This is a genomic window from Phenylobacterium sp. (assembly GCF_025351295.1).
Lineage (GTDB): Bacteria > Pseudomonadota > Alphaproteobacteria > Caulobacterales > Caulobacteraceae > Phenylobacterium.
Map to the genome: position 1 here is coordinate 1 of NZ_JANXWD010000155.1, position 12644 is coordinate 12644.

General features: G+C 69.5%; 13 protein-coding genes and 3 pseudogenes. 2 read left to right on the plus strand and 14 right to left on the minus strand.

All coding sequences use genetic code 11. The features are described from left to right. Positions 1 to 132: 132 nt before the first annotated feature. Both Q0R13_RS20920 and Q0R13_RS20925 read right to left on the minus strand, forming a co-directional pair. Positions 133 to 684: a phosphatase PAP2 family protein gene (locus Q0R13_RS20920; RefSeq protein WP_293907616.1), complete on the minus strand. Its 552-nt coding sequence runs from the start codon at positions 682 to 684 to the stop codon at positions 133 to 135. A gap of 68 nt (positions 685 to 752) precedes the next feature. After that, a complete protein-coding gene (locus Q0R13_RS20925; RefSeq protein WP_293907618.1) occupies positions 753 to 1184 on the minus strand; it encodes a hypothetical protein in 432 nt (143 codons plus the stop codon). A 132-nt stretch (positions 1185 to 1316) separates the two neighbouring features. On the opposite strand from Q0R13_RS20925, the gene Q0R13_RS20930 reads away from it, so the two are divergent. After that, a complete protein-coding gene (locus Q0R13_RS20930) occupies positions 1317 to 2396 on the plus strand; it encodes a histidine kinase dimerization/phosphoacceptor domain -containing protein (RefSeq protein WP_293907620.1) in 1080 nt (359 codons plus the stop codon). 170 nt (positions 2397 to 2566) lie between these two features. Next, positions 2567 to 2959 carry a hypothetical protein gene (locus Q0R13_RS20935; protein ID WP_293907622.1) on the plus strand — a complete coding sequence of 131 codons (393 nt, stop codon included), beginning with the start codon at positions 2567 to 2569 and terminating at the stop codon, positions 2957 to 2959. A gap of 13 nt (positions 2960 to 2972) precedes the next feature. Here the strand turns inward: Q0R13_RS20935 and Q0R13_RS20940 are convergent, their stop codons facing one another. The 12 genes and pseudogenes from Q0R13_RS20940 to Q0R13_RS20990 form a co-directional block, all read right to left on the minus strand. Beyond that, positions 2973 to 4037 (minus strand): hypothetical protein, encoded by a 1065-nt coding sequence (locus tag Q0R13_RS20940; protein ID WP_293907624.1) that lies wholly within the window; start codon positions 4035 to 4037, stop codon positions 2973 to 2975. 37 nt (positions 4038 to 4074) lie between these two features. After that, a complete protein-coding gene (locus tag Q0R13_RS20945; RefSeq protein WP_293907626.1) occupies positions 4075 to 4434 on the minus strand; it encodes a helix-turn-helix transcriptional regulator in 360 nt (119 codons plus the stop codon). Positions 4435 to 4568: 134 nt separating this feature from the next. Then, positions 4569 to 4895, minus strand: a complete 327-nt coding sequence (locus tag Q0R13_RS20950; protein ID WP_293907628.1) for a hypothetical protein — start codon at positions 4893 to 4895, stop codon at positions 4569 to 4571. Positions 4896 to 4933: 38 nt separating this feature from the next. After that, positions 4934 to 5127: pseudogene (locus Q0R13_RS20955) on the minus strand (IS481 family transposase); the annotation flags it as partial. A gap of 114 nt (positions 5128 to 5241) precedes the next feature. After that, a pseudogene (locus tag Q0R13_RS22675) lies at positions 5242 to 5340 on the minus strand (hypothetical protein); the annotation flags it as partial. Between the two features lie 523 nt (positions 5341 to 5863). Then, positions 5864 to 6319, minus strand: coding sequence for a helix-turn-helix domain-containing protein (locus Q0R13_RS20960; RefSeq protein ID WP_293907630.1), 456 nt, complete (start codon positions 6317 to 6319; stop codon positions 5864 to 5866). Next, positions 6316 to 6624: a DUF6516 family protein gene (locus Q0R13_RS20965; protein ID WP_293907632.1), complete on the minus strand. Its 309-nt coding sequence runs from the start codon at positions 6622 to 6624 to the stop codon at positions 6316 to 6318. The genes Q0R13_RS20960 and Q0R13_RS20965 overlap by 4 nt, the downstream gene beginning before the upstream one ends. Positions 6625 to 6861: 237 nt before the next feature. Further along, on the minus strand, positions 6862 to 7998 hold the full coding sequence (locus Q0R13_RS20970; RefSeq protein ID WP_293907634.1) for an acyl-CoA dehydrogenase: 1137 nt from the start codon (positions 7996 to 7998) through the stop codon (positions 6862 to 6864). A 186-nt stretch (positions 7999 to 8184) separates the two neighbouring features. Continuing rightward, positions 8185 to 9393: an acyl-CoA dehydrogenase family protein gene (locus Q0R13_RS20975; protein ID WP_293907636.1), complete on the minus strand. Its 1209-nt coding sequence runs from the start codon at positions 9391 to 9393 to the stop codon at positions 8185 to 8187. A 141-nt stretch (positions 9394 to 9534) separates the two neighbouring features. After that, a complete protein-coding gene (locus tag Q0R13_RS20980; RefSeq protein ID WP_293907638.1) occupies positions 9535 to 10743 on the minus strand; it encodes an acyl-CoA dehydrogenase family protein in 1209 nt (402 codons plus the stop codon). A 34-nt stretch (positions 10744 to 10777) separates the two neighbouring features. Further along, positions 10778 to 11986, minus strand: coding sequence for an acyl-CoA dehydrogenase family protein (locus Q0R13_RS20985; RefSeq protein ID WP_293907640.1), 1209 nt, complete (start codon positions 11984 to 11986; stop codon positions 10778 to 10780). Positions 11987 to 12085: 99 nt separating this feature from the next. Beyond that, a pseudogene (locus Q0R13_RS20990) lies at positions 12086 to 12644 on the minus strand (TonB-dependent receptor); the annotation flags it as partial.

Here is a 12644-nt window from a genome sequence, read left to right on the forward strand (position 1 = left end):
CGCGCCGGGCCGCCGCGGGCCTAGAGCCTTTCTGGTTCAAGTGGAGTCACTTGAACCAGATAAAAAGGCTCTACCTCTTGAATTAGAGCGCGTCGGGCGGCGAAACCGGGATCCACTTTCGCCTGACGCGCTCTAGAACCGCGCCGCCAGCGAGAAGCCCGCCCCGTGGCTGTCTGCCCAGGGCAGGATCTGCACCTTGTCGTCGTGCTTCGAGGTCAGCAGGAAGGCCGTGGCCTCGCCGATCGCCGCGCCGGCCACCACGTCGTACCAGTGGTGGTCGTGCGACTTCACCCGCGCGAACCCCACCAGGCCCGCCACCGCCGCCGCCGGCAGGCCGGCCTCCCAGCCGTACCGTTGCTGCAGATAGCCGGCCGCGGCGAATGACAGCGACGTATGGCCCGACGGGAACGAGCGCCGGTCGCTGCCGTTCGGCCGCCGCTCGGGGAAGGCGTGCTTCAGCCCCCAGGTCTCGGCCTCGGTTGCGGCCAGGCTCAGGCCCAGCTGCTCGGCGCCCTTCCAGTCGTGCTCATAGGCCGTGGCGCCGGCCGCCGACGCCAGCAGCCCGGCCAGCCCCACGTCGGCCACCGTCTGCCAGCCGTGGCCACTGGCCGCCGCCGGCCCCGCCGCGCCCGCCAGCGCCGCCGCCGCGCAGGCCATCATCATCGTCCGCCGGGTCGCCCCCATGTCCTGGCCCTCCTCGCCTCACGGGAGAAGACGCCACGACCGCGCGGGCGCCACAGGTGGGCGGGGGCCTAGCGCTTGCGGAAGCGCGCGGCCTCGGCCGCCAGGCTGGTCGCCCAGGCTTCCGGCTTGGTGTTTTCCGGCACGAACGGCAGGCTCCCGGCCACCCCGCGCACCGCCAGCCAGAGCTGGGCGTTGAAGTGGCCCAGCACCCTGAGCGGCCGGCGCTTGTCGTCGGTGACGTCCCAGCCGGCGGCCTCGAAGGCGGCGACCTGGACCAGCGTGGCCTTCAGCTCGATGTCGTCCCAGCCCGCTGGCCGGTCGACCGTCTCGGCCGCGTCGGCGGTCAGGCCGAACAGCGCCGTCGAGCAGGCGTCGATCTCCGGGAACTCGGCGCGCGCCTCCGGTTCGGCGAACTCGCGCTTCATCACCGCCCGGAACTCCAGGTCCTTCACCCCGGGCAGGTCGATCAGGCGCCGCAGCGGGGGGGGCTTGTCGGTCATGCCGCGAGGCCTATCGCGAAAGCCCTCCGCTGGCGAGACGGCCCGTGTCGGTTGAGTGGCATGGCGGCGCGGTCACCGGCGCCCTACATAGGTGGATGCCCGGGCCCGCCCCTGGACGGGAGTTCGCGTTCCATGCCAGCCGACCACCACGCCCCCGGCCTCGACCAGCTGCTCGATAGCCCCGATCTCGCCGTGGCGCTCGAGAGCGATCGCTTCAAACAGTTTCTCGACCAGGTTCCCGTGGCGATCGCTGTCTCCGAGCTCGAGCCCCGTGAACGCATCGTCTACGCAAACCTCGAGTTCGAGCGCCTGACCGGCCAGAACGCCGCCACGATCGTCGGCGGACGCTGGGACGCTTTGCCGGGCCGTCCGGTGGCCCTGGCCGACCCCCGGCCGCTGGGCGAGGTTCTGGCCGCTGAGCGGGACTATGTCGGCTCCTACGTCCTGCCGCGGGACGGCGATCCCCTGACCGTCGACGCGTGGTCCAACGTCATCGACGACGACGCGGGCGCCGCGGTGTACCGGCTGGTGGCCCTGGTCGAAGCGCCCGTGCCCGCCGCCTCAGTGCTCGACCACCTCCAGGAGCAGGTGCTCGAGAAGGATATCCAGCTCAAGGAACTGCAGCACCGGGTAAAGAACAATCTGCAGATGATCACCGCCCTGATCCGGATGGAGGCCAAGGGTGTCGCGGACCGTACGACCGGTGAAGGGTTCGACCGACTGGCCGGACGGGTCGAGGCTCTGGGGCTGCTCTATCGGTCGCTCGGGCAAGGCAGCGGCGATGCCGTCGATCTGGGCGTCTACCTCAGCGAGATCGCCTCGGCGGTGATGCGTGCCCATGCCGTCGAGGGTATCCGCCTCGACCTCAAGGTCGACGTCTGGCCGGTGTCCCTCGACGTTGCCATGCCCACCGGGCTGGTGGTCAACGAACTGCTGACCAATGCGCTGAAGCACGCCTTCGTGGATCGCGAGGGGGGCACCATCACCGTGCACTGCCTCTGCGATATCTCGGGCTGCACGGTGGTGGTGGCCGATGACGGGGTCGGCCTGCCGCCGGACTGCACTTGGCCGAAGCCTGGCAAGCTCTCTGCCCTGATCGTCCGCTCCCTGCAGCAGAACGCCAAGGCCATGATCGACGTCCGCTCCGTGCCGGGCCAGGGCGTGCGCGTCACCATCACCTTCGACTGCGAGGACGCCGCTCCCGCCGCCTGAGTGGCCATCACTTGCGGACGCCCCCAGCGCGCGCCCCTGCGTCCGCCCGCCCGCGCCGGTCAACCGGACCACGCGACCGAGCGTAAGGGTCGGGTGCGAGACGTATGAGATTATTCACGTCCAGCCGTTATCACTGCTCGCCTCGTCAACGCGTACGCCGAGGAAACCCCATGTCGATGACCCGGACCAACAGCGTACGTCGGACCGGCGGGGACTATTTCGAGCCGGACGACGCCGTCGATCCGAAGGCCCATCGCCACCTGCGCGGCCTCCTAGAGCAGATCGACTACACCGCCTATACGGCCAATCGCCAGGTCCTGGCCGGCGCCTTGGGGGACGCCGACGCGCAGAAGTTCCAGCGCCTCGCCACGGCCACGGCCGTCGCCCGCGCCCGCTGGGTGGCCACCGCCCTGGCCGCCACGGATGGCGGCCGGCCGCCCTCGCGCGCCCAGATCGACGAGATCGCCCGCGAACGGATGGCCTATGAGGAACTGACCGAGGCCTATGACGCGCTGCGCCGCATGGTGGAGCGCGGCTACCTGGCCTATCCCGCGGCGGAGTAGGGAAGGCGCGGTCTTACCGCGCGGCCGCGGCCGACAGGGCGGCGACCAGCTTGGTGTTCGCGGCCTGCGTCGCTTCGCCGGCGGCCGTCGCGAACAGCGCCGGATCGGCCTTCACATCGACCTCGCCCTCTCCGTTGCCCCCGTTGTTGACCGCAGCGAACGCCAGGTCGGAGGTCAGGGGCGCCGCCAGCGCCGCAATCGCCGGGAACCCGCCGGACTTCGGGCCCCAGTAGTCGAGCAGGGTGGCGGTGTCATAGAAACTGCCGCCCTGGACCGTGACCCCGGCCGTGAAGCCCACCGCCATCTCGGCGTTGAATCGCTTGGTGTCGCCGGTGTTCACATAGGTCCCGTAGTCGACCACCAGGGTCACCGCGATGATCCCGAGATTGGCGTCGTGGGCCAGGTATGGCGACCTGGCGAAGGCCTGCGGCGAGTCGAGGCCCTGGAACGCGGCGGCCATCTGGCCGATGTTGCCCTGGCTCGTCGGCTTGGCCGTGTCGCTGCGCAGCAGGAACAGTTTCCGCCCGGTGGGGGCGACATAGGCGCCGTAGCGGCCCCGGGTGAAATTGGGCTGCGCGGTCCAGGTGGCGAACTCGGGCGCCAGCTTCGCCAGCTCGTCCGGGCCGACCACCTCATAGCCGCTCCGGGTCAGGCGCTCGACGAAGTCGGCGTAGGCGGCGTCGGCGATCCGCTGCCGGGTCGCCGCGTCGATCCCCTGGATGACGGTGTGCTGCCGGGCCGATTTCGTCTGGCTGATCTGCCTGGTGAAATGCGTCCCGATGGAGGTGATCCCACCCACCTTGAACGAGGTCGAGGTCTCCGCGCTCTGCAGCTTCTCGTTCGGGAAGGCGACGTTGAACGTGCTGATGGCGACCCGCTTGGCGCCCCGGAATCCATCGATGTGGACCATGTGGAATTCGTTCAGCACCTGGACCCCGGTCGGCCCGCCCCCCCCGCTGCCCAAGGCGATCTTCTGGGTCGACATCGGCCCTTCATGGACCTCCGCCCGGGCTGGCGCCGACAGGACCAGCGCCGTGAGGCCGCTCAGCATCAGCGCGCACGATCGGATATTCAGCATCAGGATGTTCCCCGCAGACGAAATGTGAGACCCGCCATCAGGTCGTCGGCTGTCCGGTCTTCGCGGCCGTCATCGACACGACCAGATCCAGGATCGCCTGCCGCTGGGCGTCACCCAGCCGGGCGAAGGCGTCGGTGACGTCGGACGCGTTCGGCAGGAAGCTTGGCGGTTCCGCCGCCGCCGCGGCCTGGCCCTCGCAGAAATAGGTGACCGGCACATCCAGGGCGCAGGCGACCCGCCAGAGGCGGGCGGCGGACATGGCCGCGGCCCCGGTCTCATACTTCTGGATCTGCTGGAACCCGGTTCCGCACAGGTCCGCCACGGTGGCCTGGGTCATCCCCATCAGCCGCCGCCGCCGCCGAAGCCGCTGACCGATGCGCTCGTTGATACTGAGCACCTGGCCCGCCCCTCGTTCCGTCCCCCGACCCGCACGGCCCGAAGCGTCTGCGGCACCATCCAGGGCGGAGCCTCGCGGCGCATCCCCCGATTGGGGGTGTTGTGGCTTGGGGGCCCATGGAAGTCGGCGCCGGGTCAGCGGATATCGCGTCGGCGCGCCTGCGCATAAGGCAGCACGGCGAACACCACCTGGGCCGCGAGGCCGACGTCGCCGGCCACCGTCCGGTAGGCCGCGAAATGTTCGGGGACGGTGCGGCCGAACAGCAGCACCGCCAGGGCCAGCTCGGCCAGCATCGTCAGGCCGAACGCGAACGCGCCCATGGCCAGGCGTGCCGCGGCGCGCGGCGGCACGGCGAACGCCGCGACACACCCCCGCGCGGCGTACCAGCTGGCCGTCAGGATGACGGGCGCTTCCAGCAGGACGGCGACGGTCGCCCCGAACCGCGGGGCGGTGACCAGCACCCGCACCGCGCCGAGGGCGAACCCGAGCGCGAAGACGATGGCGAAGTAGGCGCCGCCGGCGACGCCGCCGCGACCTGGCCGCCACCAGCCCTTCGCGCTTCAAGATGTCGCCGATCGTCGAGGCCGCCGGCCAGACCAGCCCCGGCCGCGTCCGCTCCAGCCACGCCTTCACCTTCTTCGGCCCGAACCTGGGGAAGCGCCGCCTCGCCGCCACCACCGCCTCCGCCACCTCAGCCGCCGTCCGATGCGGACAACTCGCCGCCGCATGGCTGCGCTCGCAGAACCACGCCGGATCTCCAGACGCACGCCGCGCACGCAGCACGTAGAACGTCTCACGGCTCACCCCATACATTTCGCAAAGCTCGCTCACCGACCACGCGCCGGTGTCGTAGTCCGCGAGCATCGCCACACGCTGCTCCACGCGCCCAACTTCCCTGAACGGCATCGCAAGGGCCCTCCCAACACCATTCAGGTGTCAGGCATCAGCCCGGTTCAATCTGTCAGGCATCTACCCGGTCCGTACCCGCACCGACCCTCTCCCTACCCTCTCCCCCTCTTCGCTACGCTCGGGGGAGAGGAGATGAGGCGGCGAGCGCTTGCAACGCCATCCTCCAGGATGCCACCCCCCCGGCGCCGTCCAGACGATCAACCTGCATGTGACGTTCAGCCTGGAAAACATCGCGCAAGACGCCTACGGCCGCACCTACTGGTGCGTCGTCTCGGGCCGGCCGGCCGCGGCGCCGACGTCCGGGTCCTGCAACTCGCCCCAGCCGACTGCGCCAAGCTCGTCGCGATGGGGAACCGCCCGCCCCCGGTGAAGTAGCGGCGGGGTTTGAGAGATTTCTGCGCCAACTCACCAAATAGCTGCATCGACGCCCGCCGCCCGCCGCCCGCCGCCCGCCGCGCGCTTCAATTTGGTGAACTATGGCCGAAGTCTTCGCGCGTACCTCAGGTGGAATGTCGCGGCCTCACCCCTCATCGTAACCCCCATCCTCCGGGCTCTCCGACGCGCCCGCAAACGCCGCGCCGCCCCAGCCCCCGGCGCCGGACATCTCGATGCGGTCGTTCTGGCTGAAAGGGTCGACCTCTACCCGGAACACGCCCGCCCGCGTCACCGGCGCACGGCGTCCGGCGTCGCGCCGGAACTCGACCAGGCCCACGGCCTCCAGCTTGCCCAGGGTGCGGGCCAGATTGGGCTCGGCGCGGCCGGTTCGGCGGGCGAGGGAGGCCACCGATTCGGGTTTCTCGTCGCGGATGATCCGCAGCAGTTCGCGGTTCTCCGGCGTCAGCAGCCGCATCAGGACGTCCACGCTCTCCACCACAGGACCGCCGGCGGCGTCGGGCGCCTTGCCGCCCTTGGCGGTGGCGACGAGGTCCTGCTTGAAGGCAGTCCAGCTCTGAATCCTGGGGGTCCGGCCGGTCATTCGCTGCGCCCTTTACTTTCGCGGATCACGGCCGACACGCCGCGTTCGGCAAGGACCCGCTCCACCTCCGCCAGGAAGTCCTCCACCAGCTTGAGCGCGGACTGGAAGACGTAGGGCCGGCCTTCGTCGCTTCGGCTGCGATGCCAGTGATCGAAGGCGTGGACCCTCGGCGCATAGCGGCCGCCTCGGCGCCGAACCCGGTGCGCGTTATCGAACCCCAGGAGCCGCGTTCCCTCCGGATCGTACAGGGTGAAGCTGTAGGCCAGCCCGTGCGGCCGTTCGCGCGTGATCCGGACGCGCCGCACCTCGCGCTTGACCCAATAGACCTCGTCGAAGTGGAAGTGGGTTCCTTCCTAGTCGAGGAGGTAGGCGAGTTCATGCTCCGGCGACGGCTCCATACTTATCCCCATCGGATATGGATAAGTAGCATTCCGGGCCTGCTCCGGCAACGCCAGTTTACGAAAAACCCCGCCGGCTTGTGACCGACGGGGCTTCCGCAACGCATGGCTTCGGCCGCGCGCGCAGGCCGGCTCAGCCGCAAATCAATACCCCTGGATCCGCGCATACCGGTCGCGGTGGTAGGCCTGGTTCCCGAACGCCGCTTCCGCCGCGCGGGCGCGCTTGAGGTAGAAGCCCGCGTCATGGGCGTCGGTCATCCCGATGCCCCCATGCATCTGGACCATTTCGTTGGAGACCAGGTGGAAGGTGTCGCCCATCTTGGCCTTGGCTAGGCTCACCAGTTCCGGCACGTCGGGGCTGTCATTGTCGATGGCGGTGAGCGCCGCCTCCACGGCCGACCGGCTCAGTTCCAGCTCGGTGAACATCTTGGCGGCGCGGTGCTGCAGGGCCTGGAACGAGCCGATCACCTGGCCGAACTGCACGCGGGTCTTCAGGTAGTCGAGGGTGACCTCGAAGGCCTGGACGGCGGCGCCCAGCATCTCGGCCGAGAGGCCGGCGCGGGCGCGGTCCAGCACCTTTTCCAGCAGGGCGTAGCCGCCGTCGACGCTGCCCAGGATGGCGCTTTCCGGGACCAGCACATTGTCGAAGGCGATGTTGGCGGCGCCACGGCTGTCGGCAAGGCTCAGCTTCTGGCGGGTGACGCCCTTAGTGTCGGCGGGGACCAGGAACAGGGCGATGCCGGCCTTGTCGCCGGGCTGGCCGGAGACGCGGGCGGAGACCACCAGCAGGTTGGCGGCCATGCCCTCCAGCACGAAGGTCTTCTTGCCGTTCAGGCTGTAGCCGACCCGGGTGGACTGGGCGGTCAGGGCGACCTTTTCCGGCGCGTGGTGCGGGCCCTCGTCGACCGCCAGGGTGGCGATGGCCGTGCCCTCGGCGATCTTGGGCAGCCATTCCGACTTCTGGGTGTCGCTGCCGCCCAGGATCAGGGCCGAGGCGGCGCCGAGGCCCGACGCGATCAGCGGCGAGGCGGTGAGCGTGCGGCCCAGTTCCTCGATCACCAGGCCGAGCGAGAGATAGCCGAACTCCGAGCCGCCGTACTCCTCGGGCACGATCACCCCGGCCCAGCCCATCTCGGCCATCTCGTTCCAGGCGGTGGCGTCATAGCCCAGCTCGACGCCGCTATCGCGCATCTTGCGGAACGCGGTGACGGGGGACTTCTCCTGCACCCAGCTGCGGGCCGCGTCGCGCAGCATGCTCTGTTCTTCGGTCAGAACGGCCATTGGTGGTTTTCCTCTCTAATCGTCGTTGTGTCGGCGGCTCGGCGCCATGGATTTCAAATCGGACCCTACCCGTTCGTCATCCCGCGGCTTGTCTGCGGGACCCATCTTACCGTCCGCGCGGCGTTGGGCATGGGTCCCGCGGACACGCCGCGGGATGACGGGGGATAGGAGCCGTTGCGTTCACTGTCACTTCGATTGCGTAAGGTCAGGCAAGCCCAGGATGCGTTTGCTGACAATGTTGGACTGCACCTCCTGGCTGCCGCCGAAGATCGTGAAGGCCTTGCCGAACAGCCAGCCGCGCACGGCGGCAAGTTCGTCGGCGTCGAAGGCGTCGCCCTCCCAGCCCAGGCCCTGGTGGCCCATGATCTCCAGCGCCATCTCGTGCCTTTCCTGGATCAGCTGGGTGCCGGCGTTCTTCATGATCGAGGTGGCGGAGGAGGGGCTGGCGTTGCCCTTAGCCTCCAGCATCGCGCGCACGGCGGTCTGCTGGAAGGCGCGCATGTTGATGGCGTTGGCCACCAGCCGCGAACGCAGGTCGTGGTCGGCGATGCGGCCCTTGTCGTCGTGGCCAACGTAGTCCTTGGCCAGCTGTTCCAGCGACTTGCCGCCCGAGCCCAGGCCGCCGCCGGCCCCGGTCAGGCCTGAGCGTTCGTGCTGCAGCAGCCGCTTGGCGATGGTCCAGCCGCCGTTAAGCGGACCCACCAGATCCTTCTTCTCGGCGCGGGCGCCGGTGAAGAAGGTCTCGCAGAACGGCGAGGAACCGGCGATCAGCGGGATCGGCCGAACCTCCACCCCCGGCTGGCGCATGGTGAACAGCACGAACGAGATGCCTTCGTGCTTCTTCGCGGTGTCGGTCCGCACCAGGCAGAAGCACCAGTCGGCCCATTGGGCGCCGCTGGTCCAGATCTTGCTGCCGTCGATCTCGAAGTGGTCGCCCTTGTCGACGGCCTTGGTGGACAGCGCCGCCAGGTCGGAGCCGGCGCCCGGCTCGCTGAAGCCCTGGCACCAGGCGATCTCGCCGCGGCAGATCGCCGGGATGTGCTCCAGCTTCTGGGCGTCGGTGCCATATTCCAGCAGGGTGGGGCCGAACATCATCACGCCCATGCCGCCGATCGGATTGTAGGCTCCGGCGCGATTGAACTCGCCGGTGACCACGCGGGCCTCGGCCGCGCTCAGCCCGCCGCCGCCGTATTCCTTGGGCCAGCTGGGGGTGCCCCAGCCCTTGGCGCCCACCGCCTTGCGCCAGGTCTCCATGTCGGCGCTGGGCGCATTGCCGCGCTCCTCCCGCGCCATCGGGTTGGGAACCCCCTTGAGGGCCTTGGGGAAATTCCCCTCGACCCACTCGCGGACCTCCTTCCGGAAAGTCTCCAGATCGGTCCCGCCAAAATCCGCCATGTGAAAATCCTTCAAGATCAATTTCTGAGCCGTCATCCCACGGTCGACCGCAGGTCGATCCGGGGGACCCAAGCCGTCTCGCCGAAATTGCAACGCCGCTTGGATCACCCGGTCAAGCCGGGTGATGACGTTGGTAGAGGGTCAGCCCTTCTGCGTCACCTCCGGCAGTCCGAGAATCCGCTTGGAGATGATGTTCAGTTGCACCTCCCAGGAGCCGCCGGCGATGGTCCCGGCCTTGGAGCGCAGCATGGTCTTGATGGCGCCGACCTCATGGCGCGCGAAGGCCTCGCCGCCCCAGCCCAGACCCTGGGCGCCCAGGATCTCGACGGCCAGCTCGGCCTTGTCGACCCGGCACTTGGAGCCGACGTTCTTCAGCGCCGACGAGGCCGCGCTGGGCCCGGAATTGCCGCGGGCCTCCAGCGCCGCCCGCTGGCCGGTGAGCTGGAAGGCGCGCTCCTCCATCAGATGGTCGGTGAGCCGGCGCCGCAGGTCCGGGTCGGCGAGCCGGCCGTCGTCACCGATGCCGACGTAGGCCTTGGCCAACTCGTGGATCGGCGGGCCGGCCAGGCTGCCGGGGTTGGCGCCCGGGGCCGCGCCGGCGCCGGAGATGCCCTGGCGCTCATGCTGTAGCAGCCGCTTGGCCACCGTCCAGCCGCCGTTCAGCGGGCCGACCAGGTTGGCCTTGGGCGCCGTGGCGTCGGTGAAGAAGGTCTCGCAGAACGGGGTGGTGTCGTTGATCAGCCGGATCGGACGGGCGTCGACGCCCGGCTGATGCATGTCGATCATCACGAAGCTGATGCCTTCGTGCTTCTTGGTGGTGTCGGTCCGCACCAGGCAGAAGCACATGTCGGCAAGATGAGCGCCGCTGGTCCAGATTTTAGAACCGTTGATCAGGAAGTGATCGCCCTGGTCTTCGGCCTTGGTCTGCAGGCTCGCCAGGTCCGAACCGGCGCCCGGCTCGCTGAAACCCTGGCACCAGCGCACCTCACCTTTGACGATCGAGGGGATGTGCTGCTGCTTCTGCGCCTCGGTGCCGTACTCAAGCAGGGTGGGGCCGAACATCATCACGCCCATGCCGCCGATCGGGTTGCAGGCGCCGGCTGCCGCCAGCTCCTCGCCGATGATGCTGGCCTCGCCGCTGCCCAGGCCCCCGCCGCCGTACTGCGCCGGCCAGGTGGCCACGCCCCACCCCTTGTCGCCCATGGCACGGCGCCAGGCGTCCTGGTCGGGGCTGAGCTCGCGGCCCTCGGGCGCGGGCTTGCCCTTCAGCGACGCGGGGAAGTTGGCCGCGATCCACCCGCGGACCTCGCCGCGGAAGGCGGTCAGGTCGGTTCCACCGAAGTCAGCCATGACGGTCCACTCTCATTTTCGGTGCTGTATCTGCCTAAGACCCCTGCGTCGTGTCCGGCAGGCCCAGGATGCGCTTGCTCACGATGTTGCTCTGCACTTCCTGACTGCCGCCGAAGATGGTGGTGGCCTTGCCGGAGAGCCAGGCGCGGACGGTCTCGATCTCGTCCTTGTCGAAGGCCTCGCCCTCCCAGCCCAGGCCCTGGTGGCCCATGATCTCCAACATCAGCTCGGAGCGGTTCTGGCCGATCCAGGTGCCGGAGTTCTTCATCACCGAGGTGGTGGCCGACGGATTCACATTGCCCTTGGCCTCGTCCATGGCGCGCAGGATGGTCAGCGCGTGGGCCTTGGCGTTGATCTGGTGGGCGGCGATGCGGGTGCGCAGGTCGGCGTCGGCGATGCGGCCGTGAGCGTCGGCGCCGACGTACTTCTTGGCGAGTTCGGGCACGCTGAGCCCGCCGCCGCCCATCATGCGGCTGCCGCCCTGGCCGGAACGCTCGTGCTGCAGCAGCCGCTTGCCCACCGTCCAGCCGCCGTTCAGCGGGCCCAGCATGTCGTCCTTCTCGGCGCGGGCGTCGGTGAAGAAGGTCTCGCAGAATGGCGAGGAGCCGGCGATCAGCTTGATCGGCCGCGTCTCGACGCCGGGCTGGCGCATGTCGATCAGCACGAAGCTGATGCCCTCGTGCTTCTTGGAGGTGTCCGTCCGCACCAGGCAGAAACACCAGTCGGCGTACTGCGCGCCGCTGGTCCAGATCTTCGAGCCGTTGATCTTCCAGTGGTCTCCGGCGTCCTCGCACTTGGTGGTCAGGCTGGCCAGGTCGGAGCCGGCGCCCGGCTCGGAATAGCCCTGGCACCAGCGCAGTTCGCCCTTCACGATCGGCGGGATGTGGCGCTGCTTCTGCGCTTCCGTGCCGTATTCCAGCAGAGTCGGGCCGAACATCGAGAGGCCCATGCCGACCATCGGGTTGTAGGCGCCGACGCGGTCCATCTCCTGGCCCAGGACACGGGCCTCGGGGCCGGTGAGGCCGCCGGCCCCGTACGTCTTCGGCCAGGTGGGGGTGCCCCAGCCCTGCTCGGCCATCCGCTGCTTCCAGGCCAGGGCGTCGCCGGTGGGCTGGACGCCGCCCATCATCATCCGCGTGCCGGCGTCCGGGTCGTCGCGCAGGGACTGGGGATAGTTGGCCTCGAGCCAGGCGCGGGCTTCGGCCCGGAAGGCGTCGAGGTCTGAGCCGCCGAAATCGGCCATCGTGGGTCTCCCTGATATCCGCGCTTCAAATACCGCTTTTTCTATTCCCCCATCATCGGCGAGCCAGGGCGCGGAGTCGAGTGCGACGGGCGCGTGCGGTCAGAAGAACAGCTTCCGGAAACTCATCCTCACCACCCGGCCCAGCGGGTCAAGATAGGCCGACTGGTATCCGGCCGGCGTGGCCCCGGTAGCGTCGCGCACGCTGGGGTGGGCGTCGAAGAGGTTGGTCACCGCGAAGGTCACCCGCGAGCCGCGCATCCAGGGGCGCCTGGCCACCAGCGCGCGGTTGGCGCCCAGATTGGCGAACAGCCGCAGGTCCACCTTGGTCAGGTCGCCGAAATGCAGATCGCCGGTGGGCGAGCCGGGCGCGCCGCGCACGAAGGTGCCCTCGGTCCAGCTGGCCGAGAGCCGCGCGCCCAGGCCGTACTCAGTGATCCCGGCCTGGGCCTCGACGGCGTTACGGGGCTGGCCGCCCCCGCTGCCCGAGGCCGAGCCGTGCAGCAGGTCGAACAGCGGCACGCCCGGGCGCACCAGGATGTCGTCGGTGAAGATCACCGTGTGATAGAGCGCCAGCTGCAGCCGGCCGCCCGCGCCGCCGGGACCGCCCGGCCCGCCGAAGCCGCCGCCGCGCCCCGCGAACCCGCCGCCGCCTGGCCCG

Coding starts and splice junctions, on each gene's coding strand:
- Q0R13_RS20920 (WP_293907616.1), bottom strand. CDS start 684: ATGGGGGCGACCCGGCGGACGATGATGATGGCCTGCGCGGCGGCGGCG.
- Q0R13_RS20925 (WP_293907618.1), bottom strand. CDS start 1,184: ATGACCGACAAGCCCCCCCCGCTGCGGCGCCTGATCGACCTGCCCGGG.
- Q0R13_RS20930 (WP_293907620.1), top strand. CDS start 1,317: ATGCCAGCCGACCACCACGCCCCCGGCCTCGACCAGCTGCTCGATAGC.
- Q0R13_RS20935 (WP_293907622.1), top strand. CDS start 2,567: ATGTCGATGACCCGGACCAACAGCGTACGTCGGACCGGCGGGGACTAT.
- Q0R13_RS20940 (WP_293907624.1), bottom strand. CDS start 4,037: ATGCTGAATATCCGATCGTGCGCGCTGATGCTGAGCGGCCTCACGGCG.
- Q0R13_RS20960 (WP_293907630.1), bottom strand. CDS start 6,319: ATGACCGGCCGGACCCCCAGGATTCAGAGCTGGACTGCCTTCAAGCAG.
- Q0R13_RS20970 (WP_293907634.1), bottom strand. CDS start 7,998: ATGGCCGTTCTGACCGAAGAACAGAGCATGCTGCGCGACGCGGCCCGC.
- Q0R13_RS20975 (WP_293907636.1), bottom strand. CDS start 9,393: ATGGCGGATTTTGGCGGGACCGATCTGGAGACTTTCCGGAAGGAGGTC.
- Q0R13_RS20980 (WP_293907638.1), bottom strand. CDS start 10,743: ATGGCTGACTTCGGTGGAACCGACCTGACCGCCTTCCGCGGCGAGGTC.
- Q0R13_RS20985 (WP_293907640.1), bottom strand. CDS start 11,986: ATGGCCGATTTCGGCGGCTCAGACCTCGACGCCTTCCGGGCCGAAGCC.